The organism is Dialister succinatiphilus YIT 11850 (assembly GCF_000242435.1).
GTDB classification, from domain to species: Bacteria; Bacillota; Negativicutes; order Veillonellales; family Dialisteraceae; genus Dialister; species Dialister succinatiphilus.
On sequence record NZ_JH591188.1, the window covers coordinates 288,584 to 309,455 of the forward strand.

Annotated in this window: 35 protein-coding genes and 1 tRNA gene; 32 read left to right on the forward strand and 4 right to left on the reverse strand. The window is 49.7% G+C overall.

Annotation, left to right across the window (positions count from 1 at the left end; translation table 11 throughout):
- Positions 1-21 precede the first annotated feature (21 nt).
- Both HMPREF9453_RS06670 and HMPREF9453_RS06675 read right to left on the reverse strand, forming a co-directional pair.
- On the reverse strand, positions 22-639 hold the full coding sequence (locus HMPREF9453_RS06670; RefSeq protein WP_008859798.1) for a 3'-5' exonuclease: 618 nt from the start codon (positions 637-639) through the stop codon (positions 22-24).
- Positions 617-1,357, reverse strand: a complete 741-nt coding sequence (locus HMPREF9453_RS06675) for a hypothetical protein (RefSeq protein WP_008859799.1) — start codon at positions 1,355-1,357, stop codon at positions 617-619. The genes HMPREF9453_RS06670 and HMPREF9453_RS06675 overlap by 23 nt, the downstream gene beginning before the upstream one ends.
- 624 nt (positions 1,358-1,981) lie before the next feature.
- Between HMPREF9453_RS06675 and rpsJ the strand changes: the two genes are divergently transcribed.
- The 32 genes from rpsJ (at position 1,982) to HMPREF9453_RS06835 (ending at position 18,936) form a co-directional block, all read left to right on the forward strand.
- On the forward strand, positions 1,982-2,293 hold the full coding sequence (gene rpsJ, locus HMPREF9453_RS06680; RefSeq protein WP_008859800.1) for a 30S ribosomal protein S10: 312 nt from the start codon (positions 1,982-1,984) through the stop codon (positions 2,291-2,293).
- 12 nt (positions 2,294-2,305) lie between these two features.
- Positions 2,306-2,947: a 50S ribosomal protein L3 gene (rplC, locus tag HMPREF9453_RS06685; protein ID WP_008859801.1), complete on the forward strand. Its 642-nt coding sequence runs from the start codon at positions 2,306-2,308 to the stop codon at positions 2,945-2,947.
- A 50-nt stretch (positions 2,948-2,997) separates the two neighbouring features.
- Positions 2,998-3,624, forward strand: a complete 627-nt coding sequence (rplD, locus tag HMPREF9453_RS06690; protein ID WP_008859802.1) for a 50S ribosomal protein L4 — start codon at positions 2,998-3,000, stop codon at positions 3,622-3,624.
- Positions 3,624-3,905: a 50S ribosomal protein L23 gene (gene rplW / locus HMPREF9453_RS06695; RefSeq protein ID WP_008859803.1), complete on the forward strand. Its 282-nt coding sequence runs from the start codon at positions 3,624-3,626 to the stop codon at positions 3,903-3,905. The genes rplD and rplW overlap by 1 nt, the downstream gene beginning before the upstream one ends.
- Positions 3,906-3,919: 14 nt before the next feature.
- Complete coding sequence (gene rplB, locus HMPREF9453_RS06700) at positions 3,920-4,747, forward strand: 50S ribosomal protein L2 (protein WP_008859804.1); 828 nt, start codon at positions 3,920-3,922, stop codon at positions 4,745-4,747.
- Positions 4,748-4,764: 17 nt separating this feature from the next.
- Positions 4,765-5,046: a 30S ribosomal protein S19 gene (gene rpsS / locus HMPREF9453_RS06705; RefSeq protein ID WP_008859805.1), complete on the forward strand. Its 282-nt coding sequence runs from the start codon at positions 4,765-4,767 to the stop codon at positions 5,044-5,046.
- Between the two features lie 14 nt (positions 5,047-5,060).
- Positions 5,061-5,396: a 50S ribosomal protein L22 gene (gene rplV / locus HMPREF9453_RS06710; protein WP_008859806.1), complete on the forward strand. Its 336-nt coding sequence runs from the start codon at positions 5,061-5,063 to the stop codon at positions 5,394-5,396.
- 18 nt (positions 5,397-5,414) lie between these two features.
- Positions 5,415-6,176 carry a 30S ribosomal protein S3 gene (gene rpsC, locus HMPREF9453_RS06715; protein WP_008859807.1) on the forward strand — a complete coding sequence of 254 codons (762 nt, stop codon included), beginning with the start codon at positions 5,415-5,417 and terminating at the stop codon, positions 6,174-6,176.
- The gene (gene rplP / locus HMPREF9453_RS06720; RefSeq protein WP_008859808.1) at positions 6,176-6,601 is read left to right on the forward strand and encodes a 50S ribosomal protein L16; all 426 of its coding nucleotides are present in this window, start codon (positions 6,176-6,178) and stop codon (positions 6,599-6,601) included. Before rpsC ends, rplP begins: the two co-directional genes overlap by 1 nt.
- Position 6,602: 1 nt before the next feature.
- Entirely contained in the window at positions 6,603-6,809 is a 207-nt protein-coding gene (rpmC, locus tag HMPREF9453_RS06725) for a 50S ribosomal protein L29 (protein ID WP_008859809.1), read from the forward strand.
- A 26-nt stretch (positions 6,810-6,835) separates the two neighbouring features.
- Positions 6,836-7,096 carry a 30S ribosomal protein S17 gene (gene rpsQ / locus HMPREF9453_RS06730; RefSeq protein ID WP_040380320.1) on the forward strand — a complete coding sequence of 87 codons (261 nt, stop codon included), beginning with the start codon at positions 6,836-6,838 and terminating at the stop codon, positions 7,094-7,096.
- Between the two features lie 32 nt (positions 7,097-7,128).
- A complete protein-coding gene (rplN, locus tag HMPREF9453_RS06735; RefSeq protein WP_008859811.1) occupies positions 7,129-7,497 on the forward strand; it encodes a 50S ribosomal protein L14 in 369 nt (122 codons plus the stop codon).
- A gap of 14 nt (positions 7,498-7,511) precedes the next feature.
- Positions 7,512-7,841: a 50S ribosomal protein L24 gene (gene rplX / locus HMPREF9453_RS06740; RefSeq protein ID WP_008859812.1), complete on the forward strand. Its 330-nt coding sequence runs from the start codon at positions 7,512-7,514 to the stop codon at positions 7,839-7,841.
- Between the two features lie 19 nt (positions 7,842-7,860).
- Positions 7,861-8,400, forward strand: a complete 540-nt coding sequence (gene rplE, locus HMPREF9453_RS06745) for a 50S ribosomal protein L5 (RefSeq protein ID WP_008859813.1) — start codon at positions 7,861-7,863, stop codon at positions 8,398-8,400.
- Between the two features lie 12 nt (positions 8,401-8,412).
- The gene (gene rpsN, locus HMPREF9453_RS06750) at positions 8,413-8,682 is read left to right on the forward strand and encodes a 30S ribosomal protein S14 (RefSeq protein WP_008859814.1); all 270 of its coding nucleotides are present in this window, start codon (positions 8,413-8,415) and stop codon (positions 8,680-8,682) included.
- 20 nt (positions 8,683-8,702) lie between these two features.
- Positions 8,703-9,101 carry a 30S ribosomal protein S8 gene (gene rpsH / locus HMPREF9453_RS06755; protein ID WP_008859815.1) on the forward strand — a complete coding sequence of 133 codons (399 nt, stop codon included), beginning with the start codon at positions 8,703-8,705 and terminating at the stop codon, positions 9,099-9,101.
- Positions 9,102-9,118: 17 nt separating this feature from the next.
- Positions 9,119-9,661 (forward strand): 50S ribosomal protein L6, encoded by a 543-nt coding sequence (rplF, locus tag HMPREF9453_RS06760; RefSeq protein ID WP_008859816.1) that lies wholly within the window; start codon positions 9,119-9,121, stop codon positions 9,659-9,661.
- 18 nt (positions 9,662-9,679) lie between these two features.
- Positions 9,680-10,045 carry a 50S ribosomal protein L18 gene (gene rplR, locus HMPREF9453_RS06765; protein WP_008859817.1) on the forward strand — a complete coding sequence of 122 codons (366 nt, stop codon included), beginning with the start codon at positions 9,680-9,682 and terminating at the stop codon, positions 10,043-10,045.
- Positions 10,046-10,062: 17 nt separating this feature from the next.
- Entirely contained in the window at positions 10,063-10,563 is a 501-nt protein-coding gene (gene rpsE / locus HMPREF9453_RS06770) for a 30S ribosomal protein S5 (RefSeq protein ID WP_008859818.1), read from the forward strand.
- Positions 10,564-10,574: 11 nt separating this feature from the next.
- Positions 10,575-10,754, forward strand: a complete 180-nt coding sequence (gene rpmD / locus HMPREF9453_RS06775; protein ID WP_008859819.1) for a 50S ribosomal protein L30 — start codon at positions 10,575-10,577, stop codon at positions 10,752-10,754.
- An 18-nt stretch (positions 10,755-10,772) separates the two neighbouring features.
- Entirely contained in the window at positions 10,773-11,213 is a 441-nt protein-coding gene (gene rplO / locus HMPREF9453_RS06780; RefSeq protein ID WP_008859820.1) for a 50S ribosomal protein L15, read from the forward strand.
- A gap of 1 nt (position 11,214) precedes the next feature.
- Entirely contained in the window at positions 11,215-12,477 is a 1,263-nt protein-coding gene (gene secY, locus HMPREF9453_RS06785; RefSeq protein ID WP_008859821.1) for a preprotein translocase subunit SecY, read from the forward strand.
- A 26-nt stretch (positions 12,478-12,503) separates the two neighbouring features.
- Positions 12,504-13,157 carry an adenylate kinase gene (locus tag HMPREF9453_RS06790; protein WP_008859822.1) on the forward strand — a complete coding sequence of 218 codons (654 nt, stop codon included), beginning with the start codon at positions 12,504-12,506 and terminating at the stop codon, positions 13,155-13,157.
- Positions 13,154-13,906, forward strand: a complete 753-nt coding sequence (gene map / locus HMPREF9453_RS06795) for a type I methionyl aminopeptidase (RefSeq protein WP_008859823.1) — start codon at positions 13,154-13,156, stop codon at positions 13,904-13,906. Before HMPREF9453_RS06790 ends, map begins: the two co-directional genes overlap by 4 nt.
- A 44-nt stretch (positions 13,907-13,950) precedes the next feature.
- Complete coding sequence (infA, locus tag HMPREF9453_RS06800; RefSeq protein WP_008859824.1) at positions 13,951-14,172, forward strand: translation initiation factor IF-1; 222 nt, start codon at positions 13,951-13,953, stop codon at positions 14,170-14,172.
- A gap of 16 nt (positions 14,173-14,188) precedes the next feature.
- The gene (gene rpmJ / locus HMPREF9453_RS06805; protein WP_008859825.1) at positions 14,189-14,302 is read left to right on the forward strand and encodes a 50S ribosomal protein L36; all 114 of its coding nucleotides are present in this window, start codon (positions 14,189-14,191) and stop codon (positions 14,300-14,302) included.
- A 22-nt stretch (positions 14,303-14,324) separates the two neighbouring features.
- A complete protein-coding gene (rpsM, locus tag HMPREF9453_RS06810; protein WP_008859826.1) occupies positions 14,325-14,702 on the forward strand; it encodes a 30S ribosomal protein S13 in 378 nt (125 codons plus the stop codon).
- A gap of 18 nt (positions 14,703-14,720) precedes the next feature.
- Positions 14,721-15,110: a 30S ribosomal protein S11 gene (rpsK, locus tag HMPREF9453_RS06815; RefSeq protein ID WP_008859827.1), complete on the forward strand. Its 390-nt coding sequence runs from the start codon at positions 14,721-14,723 to the stop codon at positions 15,108-15,110.
- 60 nt (positions 15,111-15,170) lie between these two features.
- Positions 15,171-16,163, forward strand: coding sequence for a DNA-directed RNA polymerase subunit alpha (locus tag HMPREF9453_RS06820; RefSeq protein ID WP_008859828.1), 993 nt, complete (start codon positions 15,171-15,173; stop codon positions 16,161-16,163).
- Between the two features lie 21 nt (positions 16,164-16,184).
- Complete coding sequence (gene rplQ / locus HMPREF9453_RS06825) at positions 16,185-16,526, forward strand: 50S ribosomal protein L17 (protein ID WP_008859829.1); 342 nt, start codon at positions 16,185-16,187, stop codon at positions 16,524-16,526.
- Positions 16,527-16,711: 185 nt separating this feature from the next.
- Positions 16,712-17,659 carry a DUF805 domain-containing protein gene (locus HMPREF9453_RS06830; protein WP_008859830.1) on the forward strand — a complete coding sequence of 316 codons (948 nt, stop codon included), beginning with the start codon at positions 16,712-16,714 and terminating at the stop codon, positions 17,657-17,659.
- A gap of 80 nt (positions 17,660-17,739) precedes the next feature.
- Positions 17,740-18,936 carry an MFS transporter gene (locus tag HMPREF9453_RS06835; protein ID WP_008859831.1) on the forward strand — a complete coding sequence of 399 codons (1,197 nt, stop codon included), beginning with the start codon at positions 17,740-17,742 and terminating at the stop codon, positions 18,934-18,936.
- 194 nt (positions 18,937-19,130) lie between these two features.
- On the opposite strand, the gene HMPREF9453_RS06840 is transcribed toward HMPREF9453_RS06835, so the two are convergent.
- Together HMPREF9453_RS06840 and HMPREF9453_RS06845 are read right to left on the reverse strand one after the other, a co-directional pair.
- Positions 19,131-19,206 (reverse strand) — tRNA-Ala (locus tag HMPREF9453_RS06840).
- A gap of 104 nt (positions 19,207-19,310) precedes the next feature.
- Entirely contained in the window at positions 19,311-20,753 is a 1,443-nt protein-coding gene (locus tag HMPREF9453_RS06845; protein ID WP_008859832.1) for an ArnT family glycosyltransferase, read from the reverse strand.
- Positions 20,754-20,872: the final 119 nt, after the last annotated feature.

The following is a 20,872-nucleotide window of genomic DNA, read 5'->3' on the forward strand; positions in this document are numbered from 1 at the left end:
CCCGGGGGCGCCCTGCGCCCCCTATGTAGCCAGTTTCCTTTCTCCCCGTTTCACGGCGAACCGTTTCAGGTTCTGCCCTGTTTCTTTCATGAGGGCTTCTACGGAGGGAAGGCCTGTTTCTTCCAGTGCTTTCCGGACGATGTATTCGCAGGCCCTGGCATCGTCCAAGGCCTGGTGGTGGTTGAAGGAAAAGCCCAGGTTTTCTGCTACGGTGTTCAGTTTGTGGTTTTCCATGTCTTTCCACAGCTTCCGGGACAGTACCACTGTGTCGCCGTAGCGGAAGTGGATGTCCGGCAGGTGGTAGAAGTCCAGGGCCGAAGCCAGGACCCCCATATCGAAGCGGGCGTTGTGGGCAAAGACGATGGTGCCTTCCAGCCGTCTGGCGATTTCATCCCAGAAGAAGGGGAATGGTTCTTCTTCTGCCACGTCTTCGGGATGGATGCCGTTCACTTTCATGCAGCCTGCGTCAAATTTCAATGTCATGGGACGGATGAGGTGGTACCATTCGTCTACGATTTCTTTTCCGTTGCTCACCACGATGCCCAAAGAGCAAGCATTGGCAGGGCCCCAGTAGGCGGTTTCAAAGTCCAGGGCTGCGTATTTGAGCGGTTTGTTTTCAGATGGAAGCGGTGAATTCATGGGTACCTGCTTCCAGCCAGCCTACTTCCACAGAGCGGTCGAAGGCTGATTTCATGCGGCGGGCCAGTTCGTTCCTGGCTGCGGCCACTTTATTGCGGTTCGGCGCGAATCCGGTGATGAGGATGAGGATATTTTCCGTGTTTTCTCCTACCTGTGCGGCAGTGCCGTCCTCGCAGTACCAGTGGTGAAGGGCCGTCTGGCCGCCAAGGGAAACCACCCATTCTCCTTCCTGCTGGTGCACCAGGAGAGGGGTCTTCCGGTCGCCCATGTCGAAGGCGTGGATGTCTACATGGAACTTCAGCATGCCGCCCCGCACCATGTCCATCACCGGATTCATGCGGGGAAGGACGTCGGAGCCTGCCAGCTCGTCCAGGCTGGCCGCTTTGGGCTGGGACAGGATTTCGTAGTGGTCATCGGCTTTGGCTTCTTCTGCTTCTTCCAGGCCCAGTTCTTTTTTGTATTCCCGGAAAAGGGTGTCCAGGGCGGTGCTGCGGCCGGTGATGCCCAGATGGGTGAGGGCGTCCTGGTAGCGCTTCAGCTCTTTTTCTGCCATGGATGGGTTCATTTTGAGGAGCAGGTTGGCTTCCGTGCAGCAGCGGCGCCGGAAGGCTTCCGCTTCCAGGTTCACGCCCCGGTTGTCCAGGGCCCGGACGGCCAGGATGCCTACGCAGAGGCCGGGAATGGTATCAAATAAATGGTCATCGTAAATTACTTTCATGCTGTAAAACCTCCGTTTCATACAGATTTATTATATCATATGATAGTGAGCTGGTGAGCTGGTGAGCTGGTGAGCTAGTGGGCTGGTGGGTTACCGTCTGTCTTCTATCTTCTTTCCGCCGACCGGTATTTACCAGCCTTTGAGACATTATCGGCAGGCACCGAGATTCTTCGCTGCGCTCAGAATGACGATGCCCGGCGGACAGCGGATAGCGCCCATATATATGTATAATAATAAATAAGCAGTAGAGGGGGAGGAATGCCGCTGATTTGCTGTTCTTTTTGTCATTAAAACATGGTAATTTGAAAATTTAATCAAAGTCTAACGTAAAAAGGTACACACCAGGACGCGTGTTTATGCTAAAATAAGGCGCACCTAATTGTGCTTTCACCAGTATTTATCGTATTTAGGAGACTTATCGATAAAAATATTAAATTTTTATGAAACACTTGCATTCAACCATGGAAAATAGTATGATTTAAAGGCTGAACGTTTTCGGGCTTTCGTACGAGGGCGAAAGCGGGAAGCGAGTCAGTCAAAACTATGAAGTGGAAGGTGGCCTGCACTGCAGGGGAATTTCCACGGAGCAGTTCATTCAGGAAATGAACGTAGGAGGTTTATGTAATGTCGAAACAGGAAAAAATCAGAATTCGGCTGAAAGGCTATGATCACAAAGCTGTTGATCAGAGCGCAGCGAAGATCGCGGAAACTGCCAAGAGAACCGGTTCCCGTGTCTCCGGTCCCATTCCGCTCCCCACAGAACGGAATGTGTATACCATTCTCCGTTCTCCGCATGTCAACAAAGACAGCCGTGAACAGTTTGAAATGCGTATCCACAAGAGACTTATTGACATCCTCGATCCATCCAAGAAGACCGCGGATGCGCTGATGAGACTGGAACTGCCAGCCGGTGTCAGCATTGATATTAAACTGTAAGGAGGTGCAAAGATGTCTAAGGCTATTTTGGGAACAAAATTAGGAATGTCCCAGGTGTTCGCTGAAAACGGCGACCTGGTTCCGGTAAGTGTTATTGAAGTTCTGCCAAACGTTGTAGCAGCTGTTAAAACCGTTGAAAGCGATGGATACAATGCTGTTCAGCTCGGTTATGGCGCTGTCAAAGAAAAACATTTGACAAAACCTGTAAAAGGTCAGTTTGAAAAGGCTGGTATTGAACCGGTTAAATATCTGCGTGAATACAGACTCGCTGAAAAGCCGTCTTACACAGTAGGCCAAACTCTGGCTGCTGATATCTTCGCAGAAGGCGAAATTGTAGACGTAATCGGCACCAGCCGCGGCAAAGGTTTCGCCGGCACCATTAAACGTTGGAATCACCAGCGCGGCCCTGAAAGCCACGGTTCCAAGAACCATCGTCAGACAGCATCCCTCGGTGCTCGTATGTCCGGCGGCGGCGGAAAGGTATTCAAAGGCAAGAAGATGCCGGGACAGCTGGGCGGCGAAAGAGTCACTGTTCAGCATCTTCAGGTAGTAAGAGTTGATACTGCCCGTAATCTTATGCTTGTCAAAGGCGGGATCCCCGGCGCTAAGGGAAGCCTCGTCATGGTACAGGAAACTGTAAAGCCTGTAAAATAATATTGTCTGGAACAACAGAAAATTGTTCTGATTAAGGGAGGAACATCTCAATGCCGAAAGTAAAGCTGTATAATGTAGCCGGCCAGGAAACCGGTGAAATAGAGCTGAATGACAGCGTCTTTGGCGTAGACTACAACGAAGCTGTTATTCACCAGGCAGTGGTTCGCCAGATGGCTAATGAACGCCTCGGCACCCACGCCACAAAGACCAGAGGCCTTGTCCGCGGCGGCGGCAAGAAGCCCTGGAAACAGAAAGGCACAGGCCGTGCCAGAGTCGGATCCATCCGCTCCCCACTGTGGGTTGGCGGCGGCACCGTATTCGGACCGACCCCCAGAAGCCATGCAAAGGCTATGCCGAAGAAGGCTCGCCAGCTGGCTGTTAAATCTGCCCTTTCCGAAAAGCTCCGTGCTAACGAACTGGTAGTTATCGATACCATCCATTTCGATGCACCGAAGACCAAGGAAGTTGTAAAAATGCTTTCCGCATTCAACGCAGCAGGCAAAGCCCTCATCGTTGACGGCGGCGACGCAGCAGAAAACACCGTTCTTTCCGCAAGAAACATTCCCGGCGTAAAAGCTTATGTTCCCAGCGGAATCAACATCTATGATATTGTAAATTACGACAAGCTCTTCCTCACTCAGGAAGCTGTCAAGAAGATTGAGGAGGTACTCGCATAATGGAAGCACGTGACATCCTCATTAAACCGATTATCACCGAAAAAACCACGGCTCTCATGGAAGAAAGAAAGTACACCTTCCGCGTGCCCCTTGCTGCAACCAAGGTTGAAATCCGCCAGGCTGTGGAACAGATTTTCAAAGTCAAAGTTCAGGCTGTGAACACCATGCGTTATGAAGGCAAGATGAAACGTCTGGGCCGCACCCAGGGTCGTCGCAGTGATTGGAAGAAAGCAGTTGTTACCCTTAAACCGGGCGAAACAATTGAGCTCTTCGAAGCGTAAGGAGGAGTAAATCAATGGCTTATAAATCTTTTAAACCGTACACTCCCGGACGCCGTCAGATGACCGTTTCCACTTTTGATGAAATCACAACAGACAAACCGGAAAAATCCCTTCTGGCTCCTGTTCATAATCATGGCGGTCGCAATGGCTCCGGCAAAATGACAGTTCGCCATCAGGGCGGCGGTCATAAACGTCAGTACAGAATCATCGATTTCAAGAGAAACAAGGATAACATTCCGGCTAAAGTAGCTACTATCGAATACGATCCTAACCGTACCTGCCGCATCGCTCTGCTCCAGTATGCAGACGGTGAAAAACGTTACATCCTGGCTCCTAAGGGACTCAAGGTTGGCGACGTTGTTACCAGCGGTCCGGAATCCGATATTAAAGTAGGCAACTGCCTGCCTTTCACCAATATTCCTCTTGGTACCATCGTTCACAACGTAGAACTGAAAATCGGCAAAGGCGGCCAGATGGTTCGTTCTGCCGGTGCAAGCGCTCAGCTCATGGCTAAAGAAGGAGATTATGCACTGCTCCGTCTGCCTTCCGGCGAACTGCGCAAGGTACATATCCGCTGCCGCGCTACCATCGGTGTGGTTGGCAATGATGACCATGAAAACATTACCCTGGGTAAAGCAGGAAGAAACCGCTGGCTCGGCGTTCGTCCGACTACCCGCGGCGTTGTAATGAACCCGAATGACCATCCGCATGGCGGCGGCGAAGGTAAAGCTCCTGTCGGACGTAAGCGTCCTGTTACCCCGTGGGGCAAGCCTGCTTACGGCGTGAAGACCCGCGACAACAGAAAAGCGTCTACCAAACTGATTGTTAAGAGACGCAAGTAAGATAAGGAGGAGTAAAAGTGTCCAGATCCGTAAAAAAAGGCCCGTTCGTCGCTTTCTCTCTGGTAAAGAAGATTGACGCACTGAACGCAGCTAACGATAAGAAAATTGTTAAAACCTGGTCCCGTGCTTCTACCATCCTTCCGAGCTTCGTAGGTCACACCATTGCGATTCACGACGGAAGAAAGCATGTACCGGTTTACATCACTGAAGATATGGTTGGCCATAAGCTTGGCGAATTCGCTCCGACCCGTACTTTCAAGGGCCACAACAAGAGTGATAAGGCCGCTGCAGGTAAATAACAGGGAGGAATAAAATGGAAGTTCAGGCAATTTCAAGAAATGTCCGCATTTCTCCCCGCAAGGTCCGCATCGTAGCTAACCTTGTCCGCGGCAAGAAAGCGGGAGAAGCAATCTCCATTCTGCGCAATACCCACAAGGCAGCTTCCATCGTGGTTGAAAAAACCCTCCGGAGCGCCATGGCAAATGCAGAAAACAATAACAATATGAACATTGACAATCTCTACATCTCCACAATTTATGTAGATGCAGGCCCGATCATGAAGCGTGTACATCCACGTTCCCGTGGACAGGCTTTCGGGATTATGAAACGTACCAGCACACTGACGGTAAAAGTTTCTGAAAAAGAGTAATCGAAGGAGGGAAACGTTTTGGGTCAGAAAGTTAATCCGCATGGAATGCGTGTAGGCGTGATCGATGACTGGGATTCCAAATGGTTTGCAGAAAAAGATTATGCTGCACTGCTTGTGGAAGATGCCAAAATCCGCCAGTTTTTAAAGAAGCACCTGTTTGTTGCAGGCATTTCCAAGATTGGCATTAAACGTGTAGGCAACAGAGTAAAGCTTGCCATTTATACTGCTAAACCGGGCATGGTTATCGGCCGCGGCGGCACAGGCATTGAGGATATCAAGAAAGCCCTGGCCGGTGTTACTGATAAGGAAGTAGATATTGATATCCTTGAAATCAAATCCACCGACATGAGCGCCATCCTGGTTGCTGAAAACATTGCTTCCCAGCTGGAAAGACGTATCGGCTTCCGCCGTGCTGTTAAACAGGCTGTCGGCAGAACCATGCGCGCAGGCGCTAAAGGTATTAAGGTAACCGTTTCCGGTCGTCTCGGCGGCGCTGAAATCGCCCGCAGTGAAAGCTACCGTGAAGGTTCCATTCCCCTTCAGACTCTCCGTGCCAACATTGACTACGGTGTAACCGCTGCTCACACCACCTATGGTGCTATCGGCGTTAAAGTCTGGATTTATAAAGGCGAACTCGCTCCTGGCCAGTTTGTGGATGAAAATGAAAACACCCGCACAGGCAAGGACAGAGGAAACCGTCACGAAGGCAACAGAAGAGGCGGCCGCCGCGGTGATCGCAGAGAACGCAGGCCGAGAAACTCTGAAAGGAGTGATTCCTGATGTTAATTCCAAAGCGTACAAAATATCGTAAACAGTTCCGCGGCCGTATGAAAGGCAAGGAACATCGTGGAAACACCGTAACTTACGGTGAATATGGCCTGGTTGCCCTGGAACCTTCCTGGATCACCAGCCGTCAGATCGAAGCAGCCCGTATTGCTATGACCCGTTATACAAAGCGCGGCGGCAAGGTCTGGATCAAGATTTTCCCGGACAAACCGGTTTCCGCAAAACCGATCGGCACCCGTCAGGGCTCCGGTAAAGGTGCTGTAGAATACTGGGTAGCTGTAGTGAGACCCGGCCGTGTTATGTTCGAAATGGGCGGCATCCCTGTGGAAGCAGCCAAGGAAGCTATGCGCCTTGCAGGTCACAAGCTGCCGATTAAGACAAAGTTTGTAGTTAAAGGACAAGAAGTGGCAGGTGAATAAAATGAAGGTCAATGAAATTCGTAACCTGAGCACTGCCGAATTGAATGAAAAGGTTGCCGGCTTAAAGGAAGAACTGTTTAACCTCCGTTTTCAGCTCGCTACAGGACAGCTTGAAAATCCGATGCGTATCCGTGAAGTAAGGAAAACCATCGCAAGAATCAAAACTGTTCAGCGTGAAGAAGAATTGAAGGCTGCCAAGAAGGCATGACGGTTAATCCAAAGGAGGATCTCAACGTGGCAGAAGAAAGAAAGTTGCGCAAGGTGCGCCAGGGAATTGTTGTCAGCGATAAGATGGACAAAACCGTCGTTGTTGCTGTAGAACGTAAAGTTCCCCACAAGCTGTACAAAAAATCTATTAATACCACAACCAAGTTCAAAGCGCATGACGAAAACAACGAATGCCGTGTCGGTGATACGGTACGCATCGTCGAAACTCGCCCGCTGTCTCGCGACAAGCGTTGGAGAGTTGAGAAAATCGTTGCCCGTCAGAACTGATATAGAAAGATAATTATAGGAGGATAGGCACGATGATTCAGCAGGAAAGCAGACTCAACGTTGCGGATAATACCGGTGCTAAGAACGTCCTGGTTATTAAAGTTCTGGGTGGTTCCTTCCGTAAGAGCGGCAATATCGGTGATATTGTGGTTTGCACGGTCAAAGATGCAACCCCCGGCGGCGTTGTTAAGAAGGGCCAGGTAGTCAAGGCTGTTGTAGTCCGCAGCGTAAACGGCGTAAGCCGCAGCGACGGATCCCATATCCGCTTTGATGAAAACGCAGTTGTTATTATTAAAGACGACAAGAGCCCGGTAGGAACACGTATTTTTGGACCGGTAGCAAGAGAACTCCGTGAAAGAGATTTCATGAAGATTATTTCCCTGGCTCCGGAAGTGCTCTAATAGGGAGGCAAATGATGAGTCAGAAACTGCATGTAAAGACCGGAGACACAGTTGTCGTTATTTCCGGTAAGGATAAAGGCAAGCAGGGCAAAATCAAAGCTGCTATGCCGAAAGAAGGCCGTGTAGTCGTTGAAGGCGTCAACATGGTTAAGAAACACACAAAACCGAGCCAGGCTAACCCCAAGGGCGGCATCATCGAGAAGGAAGCTCCGATTTATGCCTCCAAGGTTATGATCCTGGATCCGGAATCCAAGAAACCGACCCGCGTAAAGAAAGTCCAGCAGAAGGACGGCTCTTATGTAAGGGCAGCCGTTAAGAGCGGCGCTATTATTGACAAGGCTTAAGCGGGAAGGAGGATAACAAGTGTCCAGATTAAACGATTTGTACAAAGCGCAGATTAAGAACAGCATGCGCGAAAAATTCGGCTACAAGAATGACATGGAAATCCCGAAGCTGGAAAAGATTGTCATCAACATCGGTGTAGGCGAAGCTACTGAAAACTCTAAAGCAGTTGATGCAGCAGCATCCGATCTTGCAGCTATCACCGGTCAGCAGCCGATGATCTGCAAAGCTCATAAATCCCTGGCTGCATGGCACATCCGTGAAGGAATGCCCCTGGGCTGCAAAGTTACCCTTCGTGGTGACAGAATGTACGAATTCCTCGATCGTCTGATCAACATCGCTCTGCCCCGTGTACGCGATTTCCGCGGCATTAGCGACCAGAGCTTCGACGGCCGTGGCAACTATGCATTCGGCGTAAAGGAACAGCTGATTTTCCCGGAAGTTGATTATGAGAAGATCGACAGAATCCGTGGCATGGATATCATTGTTGTAACTACGGCTAAGACTGATGAAGAAGCCCGCGAGCTCCTCCGCCAGTTCGGTATGCCGTTCAAGAAATAATCGGAGGACAATATGGCAAAGAAGTCTATGTTGGAACGCGAGAAGAAGAGAGAACTCGCCGTTCAGAAATATGCAGCTAAACGCCAGGCTCTGAAGGAAGCAGGCGACTGGGAAGCTCTTTCCAAGCTGCCCCGTAACGCTTCCCCTACACGTCTGCACAACCGCTGCAAACTGACAGGCCGTCCCCACGGCTATATGCGTAAATTCGGTATCTGCCGTAACCAGTTCCGTGATCTGGCTTACAATGGCGATATTCCGGGTATTAGAAAAGCCAGCTGGTAATTCGGGAGGAGGATTAAATAATGGTAACAACCGATCCAATTGCGGATATGCTTACCCGTATTCGTAATGCGAACGATGCATATCATGATAAGGTAGATATGCCTGCTTCTAAAATTAAGGCAGCTGTGCTTACAATTTTAAAAGATGAAGGCTTTATCAAAAACGTAGAACAGATCGAAGTCGAAGGCCATCAGGTTCTCCGTGTTTCCCTGAAATACGGCGCTAACCGTGAAAAGGTCATCAAAGGTCTGAAGAGAATTTCCAAACCGGGCCTGAGAGTTTATGCAGGCAAAGAAGAACTGCCGAAGGTTCTCGGCGGTCTCGGTATTGCAGTTATTTCCACATCCAAGGGCATCATGACTGACAAGGCAGCTCGCAGAGAAGGCCTTGGCGGTGAAGTTCTTGCGTTTGTCTGGTAATCCGTTGGAGGTATAGAATGTCAAGAATTGGCAAGAAACCTATTGCGGTCCCGGCTGGTGTGGAAGTCAAGATTGACGGCCATACAGTGACAGTTAAGGGTCCGAAAGGCACACTGTCCCGTACACTGAATGAAGAAATGGACATTAAACTGGAAAACAATGAAGTTCTGGTTTCCCGTCCGAATGATGATATCAAAAACCGTTCCCTGCACGGACTGACCCGTACCCTGATCAACAACATGGTTGTTGGTGTAACACAGGGCTTTGAAAAGAAACTGGAAATCCAGGGCGTTGGCTATAATGCCCAGATGCAGGGCAAAAACCTGAAGCTGGCTCTTGGTTTCTCCCATCCGGTAATCATTACTCCGCCGGAAGGCATTACAATTACAACCCCCTCTTCCGTTGTGATTCTCGTATCCGGCGCTGACAAGGAAAAGGTTGGACAGGTTGCAGCTGAAATCCGCGCCTGGAGAGAACCGGAACCTTATAAAGGCAAGGGTATCCGTTATTCCGGTGAATACGTACGCCGTAAGGCTGGTAAGACCGGCGCAACAAAGTAAGACAGGAGGTAGAAAAATATGCGTAAAAATGCAAGCAGAAATGCGGTTATCCGCCGTCATCTGCGTCTTCGTAAGAAAATCTCCGGTACTGCCGCCTGCCCGCGTCTCAATGTGTTCAGATCCCTGGCTAACATTTACGCCCAGGTCATCGATGATGAAGCTGGCGTAACCCTGGTATCGGCTAATACCTTAGATAAAGAAATCAAGGCTCAGTTCCCCTACGGCGGCAATGCAGAAGCTGCCAAGGCTGTAGGTGCTCTCGTTGCCAAGAGAGCTCTGGAAAAGGGCATTGAAACCGTAGTATTCGATCGCGGCGGCTATATCTATCACGGCAGAGTACAGGCTCTGGCTGAAGGTGCCCGCGAAGCCGGCTTGAAATTTTAAGGTAAAGGAGAAAGCACATGCCAAGATTTGAAAAACAGGAATCCGACTTACAGGAAAACGTCGTTTTCATCAACCGCGTTGCTAAAGTCGTAAAAGGCGGCCGTCGTTTTTCCTTTGCTGCAGTCGTAGTAGTCGGTGATGGCAAGGGCAAGATTGGCGCAGGCCTGGGCAAGGCAGCTGAAGTTCCTGAAGCTATCCGCAAAGGCGTTGAAGACGCTAAGAAAAACATGATTACCGTGGCTCTGAAGAACGGAACCATTCCCCATCCTATGCTGGGCATCTATGGTGCCGGCAAGGTTATTATGAAACCTGCTGCCGAAGGTACCGGTATCAAAGCCGGCGGCCCGGTTCGTGCCGTACTGGCTCTGGCAGGCATCCGTAATATTCTGACCAAGTCCCTTGGTTCTTCTAACCCCATCAACATGGTTAGAGCTACCATGGACGGTCTCTCCAAGCTTGAAAATGCAGAAACTGTTGCAGCACTCCGCGGAAAGAGCCTGGACGAAATTTACAACTAAGGGGGCCCCTCATGAAAGTTATTATTACACTGAAAAAAAGCGTGATTGGCTCCAGACCGGAACATATCGCTACTATCAAGGCTCTTGGCCTTCATAAGACCAATTCCTCTGTAGAAAAAGAACTTACCCCCCAGATTAAAGGCATGATTCATCATGTCCAGCATCTGGTTGAATGCAAAGAAGCAGAATAATAAGAAGGAGGTGCACTGATGAAACTGCATGAACTGAAACCGGCTGAAGGCTCCAGAAGAGTACGTCGTCGCGTAGGCAGAGGCCTGGGCAGCGGCATGGGCAAACAGGCTACCCGCGGTGCGAAAGGTCAGAACGCCAGAACCGGCGGCGGCGTCCGTCCGGGATTTGAAGGCGGCCAGATGCCTCTGTACCGTCGTCTTCCGAAGCGCGGTTTTAAAAATGTATTAGCTAAGGAATATGCTGAAGTCAATGTTGAACAGCTGAATCGTTTCGATGCCAACGCTGTTGTTGATCCGGCAGCTCTCGTTGAAGCAGGTATTCTGAAGAACGTTCTCGATGGTGTACGTGTACTGGGAAACGGTGAACTGTCCAAGGCTCTGACCGTAAGAGCACAGGGATTCACCAAGTCCGCTCAGCAGAAAATCGAAGCAGCAGGTGGAAAAGTAGAGGTGATCTGATATGGGATCTACTTTAGCAAACTTTTTTGCAAATAAAGAACTCAAAGATCGCATTCTTTTCACCTTCCTGATGTTTGTCATCTTCCGTCTCGGGGTCCATATCCCCGTGCCGGGGGTTGATTCATCGGTGATTGAGAGTCTTTTCACTTCAGGCAATCTCTTTGGATTCCTGGATCTCTTCGCCGGCGGGGCACTCAGCAAATTCTCCATATTTGCCATGAGTATCACTCCCTACATCAACTCATCCATCATTATGCAGCTCCTGACCGCTGTCATCCCCACCCTGGAAGAATGGAGAAAAGACGGTGCCGAAGGATACAAGAGAATTCAGAAAGTCACAAGATATTTCACAATTTTCCTGGCAGCTGTGCAGGCATTCGGTATGACCTATGCCCTGCGTATCAACAATGCCCTTGTTGATAACAGCTGGCTGTATTTCTTTTTCGTAATCGTTGTTCTCACAGCAGGCACCTGCCTCCTTATGTGGATCGGCGATAAGATTACGGAACATGGTATCGGCAACGGTATTTCCCTTATCATCTTCTGCGGTATCGTAGCCCGCTTCCCGCAGGCTATTTCCACCGTGGTGGACTACCTGAAAGTCGGCACCATTTCCCCCTTCCAGCTTCTCCTGTTCCTGGTCATTGCCCTGGCTATGATTCTCATGGTCATCGAAGTGAACGAAGGACAGAGAAGGATTCCTATCCAGTATGCCAAGCGTGTGATTGGACGCAGAATGTATGGCGGTCACTCCACCTACCTGCCTCTCAAGGTAAACCAGGCCGGCGTTATCCCCATCATCTTCGCTTCCTCCATTCTCATGCTCCCCATTACCCTGGCACAGTTCATCCATGTGAGCTGGGTACAGTCCATCGGTAATTTCTTCGGATGGGGCACCTGGCCAAACACCATCTGCTACGGTTTCCTCATTTTTATCTTCACCTATTTCTATACAGCTATTTCTGTGAACATCAAGGATCTGGCAGATAATATGAAGAAATATGGCGGCTTCATTCCAGGCATCCGCCCGGGGCAGCCCACCATGATGTATGTAGATAAGGTATTGTCCAGAATCACTCTGACCGGCGCCGTTTTCCTGGCATTCATTGCAATCCTTCCGAACTTCATCGGAAATATCACCGGCATCCAGGGCGTGTACTTCGGTGGTACATCGCTCCTCATTATCGTCGGCGTTGCACTGGACACCATGAGACAGGCACAGTCTTATATGGTTACAAGAAACTATCAGGGCTTTATTAAATAAGGCTTTTGTGAGATAAGGAGCAGGATATGTATATCTTATTAATGGGACCTCCCGGCGCCGGCAAAGGCACCCAGGCAGAAAAGCTCATTCGTGATTACGGCATCCCCCAGATTGCAACCGGCGATATGTTCCGTGCGGCTGTGAAATCGGGAACTGCTCTCGGCAAGGAAGCTAAAAGCTATATGGACAAGGGAGCCCTTGTTCCGGATAGTGTAACTGTGGGCATCGTAAAGGAAAGACTGGCCCAGGACGACTGCAAAAAGGGATGGATCCTCGACGGATTCCCCCGCACCACCGCCCAGGCCTCTGCCCTGGATGCCATTCTTCATGAACTGGGAATCCAGCTTACTGCTGTCATCGGCATCAAAGCCAACCGCGATGACATCATCAAGAGAGTAAGCGGAAGACTGGTCTGCAAGAAATGTGGAGCTTCCTTCCATAAAGAATTCCGTCCGCCGAAGACACCGGGCATCTGCGATAACTGCGGCGGTGAACTGTACCAGCGGGCTGATGATAACGAAAAGACCATCTCCCAGCGTCTCGATGTTTACGAAACATCCACAAAACCGCTCATTGACTACTACAAGGTCAGCGGCCGGTACTATGAAATCGACGGAGACCAGTCCATGGACAAGGTATATGCTGATATCCAGGATGCACTGAAGAAGGCGTCCAAATGATTATCATCCATACACCGGAAGAAATAGAGAAGATTGCCGCAGCCAGCCGTCTGACTGCGGAAACGCTCTCTATGCTGGAAAAAGCAGTGAAGCCTGGCATGAGCACTCTTGATCTTGACCATCTGGCTGAAAAATTTATCAGAGACAGAGGCGGTACACCTGCAGAGAAGGGATACGAAGGCTATCCCGGATCCATCTGCGCATCGGTCAATGACACTGTAGTCCACGGAATTCCTTCAGCAAGAAAAATTTTAAAAAAAGGTGATATCATTTCTATCGATCTTGTGGTAGAATTAAATGGTTACATGGGTGACTCCTGTATCACCGTTCCGGTAGGCCATACAAACAAGAAGAATATGCAGCTGATCCAGGCTACGGAAGGCGCACTTTTTGCCGGCATCAAGCAGGCAGTGGTGGGCAACACCGTAGGCGACATCGGCCATGCTGTCGAAAGCTATGTGAAACCATATGGCTACGGCGTTCTTCGCGAATATGTAGGCCATGGTATCGGAACAGACATGCACGAAGATCCGGAAATTCCGAATTACGGAACGCCAGGTCATGGGCCGCGTCTGGAAGAAGGCATGGTTATCTGCATTGAACCGATGATTACCATGGGAAGTGCTGATATCATTACCCTTCGCGATGGCTGGGGTGTGGTGACAGCTGACGGAAAACCGTCTGCTCACATTGAACATACCGTTGCCATTACCAAAGATGGTCCTAAAATTCTGACGCTGCGCGACTGATATCGTTACCAGCGGACAGTATATGTAAGCCAAAGGAGGCTCTCATGAGCAAGGCAGACGTTATTGAAGTTGAAGGTAAAGTAGTAGAAAAGCTTCCAAACGCCATGTTCCGTGTCAAACTGGAAAACGGCGGCCATATTGTGCTGGCTACTATTTCCGGCAAAATGAGGATGAATTTCATCCGTATACTGCCCGGGGATAAGGTAACAGTAGAATTGACGCCCTACGATTTAGAGCACGGCAGGATTACCTATCGTTACAAGTAAGTAAGGAGGAACCAAGATGAAGGTCAGACCGTCCGTTAAAAAGATGTGCGACAAGTGCAAGATCATCAAACGCAAAGGCCGTGTAATGGTCATTTGTGAAAATCCGAAACATAAGCAGAGACAAGGTTAATTAAAAGGAGGTTAAAGAGTAGATGGCACGTATAGCTGGTGTAGACTTACCAAGAGATAAGCGCGTTGAGATCGGCTTAACTTATATTTATGGAATTGGCCCCACTCTTTCCAAAGAAATCTTAAGCAAAGCAGGAATCAATCCTGATATCCGAGTGAGAGATCTGACAGAAGATGACGTTGCAAAGATCCGCAACGCTCTCGCTGACTACAAAGTCGAAGGTGATCTCCGTAGAGAAGAATCCCTCAACATTAAGCGTCTGGTAGAAATCGGCTCCTACAGAGGCAGACGTCATCGCGAAGGCCTGCCGGTACGTGGTCAGAGAACAAAGACCAACGCTCGTACCCGCAAAGGACCGAAGAAGACCATTGCAGGTAAGAAGACTGCAACCAAGAAGTAATGTTGAAGGAGGGATATAATGGCTACGGTAAAAAGTAAAGCAAAAAGAAAAGAAAGAAAACATGTAGAATCCGGTGCAGCTCATATTCGTTCTACTTTCAACAACACGATTGTAACGATTACTGACTCCAACGGCAACACCATTGCATGGGCATCTGCCGGCGGACTCGGATTCAAAGGCTCCCGTAAGAGCACACCATTCGCAGCACAGATGGCAGCTGAACAGGCTGCTAAGGTTGCTATTGACCAGGGCATGCGTTCCGCTGACGTATTCGTCAAAGGACCAGGCGCAGGCCGTGAAGCAGCTATCCGTGCACTGCAGGCAGCAGGCATCGAAGTCAGCAGCATTAAGGACGTCACCCCGATTCCTCATAACGGCTGCCGTCCTCCGAAACGCAGAAGAGTATAATTAAGGTATATCCTTTCTGTTTCATTTTGGCGCCGTCAGGCGCAGAAGGAGGACTTTCGGATGATCGAAAATACTAGCTTCACAATTAAGACTGTGGAACTCAGCGATGACAAGAGTCACGGCAAGTTCGAATGCGAACCGCTCGAAAGAGGCTATGGCATCACCCTGGGAAACAGTTTACGACGCGTGTTGCTTTCATCTTTAGACGGTGTGGCTATTACGTCTATCAAAATCGACGGCGTGCTTCATGAATTTTCAACTATTAACGGCGTCAGAGAAGATGTAACAGATATGATTCTGAACCTGAAGAAGATTCGTTTCATCGCCCACGACGAAGCGACCTTCCCCATCACTGTCAGAATCGATATCACTAAAGAGGGTATTTTCCATGCTGGTGATATGGTTTTACCGGCAGAAATAGATGTTCTCAACAAAGATCTGGCCATCTGCACATTGGATTCCGATGCCCATCTGGGTATGGAAATGACCATTAACCGTGGACATGGCTATGTACCTTTTACAAAGAACAAATCGGATGATGACGTCATCGGCGTCATCCCCATCGACTCCATTTATTCTCCTGTTGTTAAGTGCAACTACGAAGTCAGCGATACCCGCGTAGGCAATGAAATGGACTACGACAAGCTGACTCTGGAAGTGGATACCGACGGCTCTGTCAATGCGGACGACGCAGTGGCTACAGCTGCCAATATCCTGATCAGCTGCTTTGAAAACTTCTGCAAAATCGGTATCAGCCAGCCAGGCATTGAACCGACAGAAGGGGAAGAAGTAGAAGAAAGTCCCGCTCCTGCCCAGGATAAAGCCAATGAAGACGCTGTACGCGCTCTTCCCATTGACGAACTGGAACTTTCTGTCCGCGCATTTAACTGCCTGAAGAGAGCTGAAATCAATACCATCGGCGAACTGACAGACAAGACAGAAGATGAATTGACCCGTGTACGCAACCTTGGTAAAAAATCGGTAGATGAAATCAAAGAAAAACTGGCTAACTTCCGGGATTACGGACTTCATCTCAAAGATTCCAAGGATTGATATAGTTATAGGAGGAAAGAAATGGCACGTAGTAGATTGAGAAGAGTCAGCGGTGCCCGCAAGGCCCTGCTGCGCAGTCTCGTAACCGCTCTTTTCCAGCATGGCCAGATTAAGACCACTGAGTCCAAGGCCAAGGAACTCCGCCATGTAGCTGACAAGATGATCTCCCTCGCTAAGAGAGGCGATCTCCATGCCCGCCGTCAGGCTGAAGGTTTCATCATGGACAAGGCTGTTACAAAGAAACTGTTTGACGAAATTGCAAAGAAATACACAGACCGCAACGGCGGCTATACCCGCATTGTGAAACTGGACGGCCGTCTTGGCGATAATGCTCCTGAAGTAATCATCGCCCTGGTAGACTGATTTCCTGTCTGAAAGAAAAGAACCGGTGACTTTTCGCCGGTTCTTTTTTATTTTTATGGTTGCAGAGGGCGGCTTCTTATCTTTCATCTCCCTGCCGGTCATGTTAAAATAAAGGGGATTATTGACAGGGCTTTGGAAATAAGATGCAGTGAATCCAGGAGCCCCGTATAAAGGAGCGTAAAGCAATGAATATGGATTTTGATATCCCCGACATTAGCGAAAATGCAGGAAAAGCCGCTGGCGGCGGAAAACACAGAAAACCCAGAAGGGCTGGAAAAATTCGTCTTGGTGACAGCCTTCGCAGCCTTTCCAGAGAATATACGGCCACCAGGGAAAGGATGGACGAGGATAAGCACATTGAATTTTATTCCCTTTCCGAGGGACAGGAAAAGTTTCCCTTCTACGGTATGGAGGTATCCATCATCGGTGTGTGCATCCGGAATAAGAAAACCGCAGCCATTTACATGGAGCTTCCTTTGGACAAAAGGGAGGATCTGATTAAAAAACTGTCTGCATCGGAAGGTGAAGGAGAAGAAACACAGGCTATGACCATCTTCTCCGATACGGTGACCTCCATTTTCGTAACCAAACCGGAAAAGGGGGAAAAGGTGGTAACCATTGCCCTTATGGACAGTGAAGAAGCGAAGGTTCTTTCCGACAATGAAGCCATTGAAGAAAAACAGGCGGAAGAGGCTAAAGGGCTGGGGCACAAAATCTTCAAAACCTACTTCAATCCGGTGGGCCGCATCAGCCGCCGTTCCTATATTCCTAAAATGCTGGGCGCCGGCATACCGGCTGCCATTCTCTTCTCTTTCACCTGCCTTCGGCCGGAGCTCTTTGAGGGAGACCTGAATCTTTACATCTTCACCTTCCTGGTGGTAGGCACCCTGTGCTTCATTTCCCTTATCAGCCTGGCCATGCGCCGCCTGTCGGATATTGGACTTTCTCATCTCTACTACTGGGTATTCTTCCTTCTCCTTTTTGCCATTAACCAGCTGGGGGGTCAGTTCCTTGGCAGTCAGCTCATGGCTACCAGGGTGGTGGCAGTGATATTTATGGCTGCCGTGGTTCTTCTGGCGTTTTTCCCCGGAGAAAACAAGAAAAACAAGTACGGCCCTGTGCCGAAAGAGTGATGATTTTGTTATTGGCAGAAGCGCTGATTTTCCCTTCCCGGGAATCAGCGTTTCCTTTTTTCAGTTAATAAGGAGGATGGATGACTTTTCCTGTTCCTTTAAGGCAGATGCTTCCTCTTTTGGGAATCACTGTATCTGCCTTTGTATTTAATACTTCTGAATTTATGCCCATTGCCCTGCTTATGGATATTTCCCAGTCCTTTGACCAGACGGAAGCAGAAACGGGCATTATGATTACTGTCTATGCCTGGATGGTAGCCATCCTGTCTCTGCCCCTTATGCTGGCAGCAGGGAAGATGAAGGAGAAGACACTTCTTCTGCTTACGCTTCTTCTCTTTGCTCTGGGACAGCTGGCCAGCGGCATGGCTCCTTCCTTTCCCCTGCTTATGGGCGCCCGGATCCTTGTGGCCAGTGCCCATGCCATCTTCTGGTCCATTGCAGCGCCTCTGGCAGCGAGACTGGTGGACAAAGGAAAATCGCCCTTTGCCCTGTCCATGGTGGCAGCCGGTACGGCGGTGGCCATGGTTTTTGGCCTTCCCTTAGGACGGGTCATTGGACTGGCTCTGGGATGGCGTATGACCTTCCTGCTTATTGCCCTGGTTACCGCCGGAGCCATGGTGTATCTGTTCTTTGTATTTCCCCAGCTTTCTCCGGGAGAACCTTTCACCCCGGGAGATCTGCCCGGGCTTTTCCGTAACAGGCCGGTGGCTGTTATTTTCGGAATGACGATCTTTTATGCTTCTGCCTACTTCACGGTGTACAGCTATATTGAGCCTTTTCTTCACGCTGTGGCCCATCTGGCTCCTGCGGCCATTACGGCGGTGCTTATCTTTCTGGGAAGTACGGGATTTTTGGGAAGCTTTGCTTTTTCTAAAATGTTTGGCACCTATCCCAAACTGATTATTATAACCGGCGCCTGCGGCCTTTTGGTTCCCTTCTTCCTTCTCCGTGAGGGAGCCCCGTTCCTGCCGGTGCTTCTCTTCTGCCTCCTGGCTATGGGCGTGGTGAATACGCTCTACGGTATAGCCATGCAGTCGGAAATCATCCGTCATTTGTCTACCGGCGCTGCTCCGGTGGCCATGTCTATTTTTTCCGGTATCTTTAATATGGGCATCGGCAGCGGAACCTATATAGGGAGCCTTCTGACGGCTCGGGGATACCTGCCTTACATAGGCCTTGCCGGCGGCCTGCTGGCTCTTGTTTGCGGCCTCCTCTGCATCTTTTGCTACCTGCCTTTTATGGGCAGAAAGAGCAGGGAGCTCCGTAACAGGAGCTGATCCTTTCCTGACGGGAAAGAGACAGGCTTTTCCTCCCTTCGGGAAAGAAGAAATCAGGCAGGTCCATGCTTTTTCAGAAAACAGAAAAGGGGCTGTGAGGAAATGATTTCCATTTCTTCACAGCCCCTTTTTATTTGTTGATCCCAAAAATCAAAAAGCACTGTGAACAGGCATTCACAGTGCTTTGTACTTGGTGGAGGCGGTGCCCGGAGTTGAACACGGGGATAAGGGCCTTGCGGGGCCCACGCCTTAGCGCTTGGCTACACCGCCATAAATCTGACTTTTCTAGTATATCGCAGGTTTTCGAAAAAGTAAAGCCAATGATGAGGTAATTGCCGTTTACAAACGGTTACATGAGTAAAACGCATGGATGCCTATCGCACCCAGAGGGTATACTGGCCGGGAATGCTGATGCGATCCGCTTTTTCTGCTTCATTATAGGTGACTAGGAAGGGGGAGGTGCTGTGATTTCTGGTAATGAGCAGGACATTGGGGTCCTTCAACAGCTTTTCTTCGGAAATGAAGGGCATCACGTTCTTGGCGTTCCAGGAAAGTCCTCCCGGTTTCATGGAAGCTATCTTGTCTTCCGGTTCAGCGCGGTAAATGGTTTTACCGCTGTAGAAGACGGCGGAGGTGCGGTAGTCATCCAGAAAGGCAATGGTCTTATGGGTAGTGTCCATATGGGCCAGGGCTTCGCCTATTTCCTTGCCCGAATGATTCAGCATGATGGAGGGGGCCACTGTGACGGCCAGCACCGTGTATACCAGACCGCAGGCCAGGCCTGCCTTTTCAATGCGGAAATCCTGCTTTTTGTAAAGAAGGGCTGTTATGATGGAAAAGGAAAACAGGGCCGGGAAGGTGTAGGTGGTGTACTTGGTGGCCACCAGCTGGAAGAAGAGGAACACCACGAAACCATAGATAAGGAGAAGCTGGGTGGCATCATGGGCACTTCGAAGATCCAGTTTCTTTTCTTTCCACCGTTTGTACAGGGAGAAGGGAATGAAGAAGCTCCAGGGAGCAAAACCGGCAAAGTAAACGATAAGGTAGAAGTACCATTTATTGTGAGAGGGATGCTCGGAAACCGTGGCCCGCAGCACATTGTGGACACCGATAAAATTCAGGAGAAAATCATTTCCATGAAGATAGCACATGGTGCCGTACCAGGCACCGGCAATGAGGGTGAAGAGAAGGAGGCCGGACAGAAGGTGCACATGCATCATTTCCTTCAAATCCTTTTTATAAAGAAGGAAGAGGAAGCAGGCAAGGCCCGGGAGAAGGATGCCTATGGGTCCCTTGGTGAGGACTGCCAGGGCAGCCGATACATAGCAGAGGAAATAGTATGTTCTGTTTTCCGCATAACCCAGATAGAAAAAGGCGATGGCGGCGCTCATGAAAAGAAAGAGGGTGGAGTCCGTAATCACTGCCTTGGACAGTATCCAGCATTCCACTGAGGAAGCCAGGATGATGGCGGCAAGCCAGCCTGTCTTTTCCCCGTAGGTGCGGCGGGCAAACCAATAGGTGAAGAGCACCGAGGCAGAGCCAAGGAGGGCGGCAGGAAGACGGGCGGCCATTTCATTGAAACCGAAGAGGGTAAAGGACAGGGCCAGCTCCCAGTAATAGAAAATGGGCTTGTCGTACCAGAAACGGCCGTAAATCTGGGGAGAAATCCAGTTGCCGGAGAGCACCATTTCTTTGGCGGTAAGGGCGTAGTTGGATTCTGCCGTATCCGTCACGGCTAAAAGCTGGTTCCCTGCCAGGTAAAGAACAAGGGTAAAAAGCAAAAGGGATACATAAGGATGGTTTCGAATCGTTTTCATCATGATCCTCCCGAGTGATGAGATGACATATGGTTTCTTCACCCCGTACTCTACAGGACTGATGTTAATGATTCTGTATGTAACATTAAATAAAAAATAAATTGGAGAAATACCGGTTG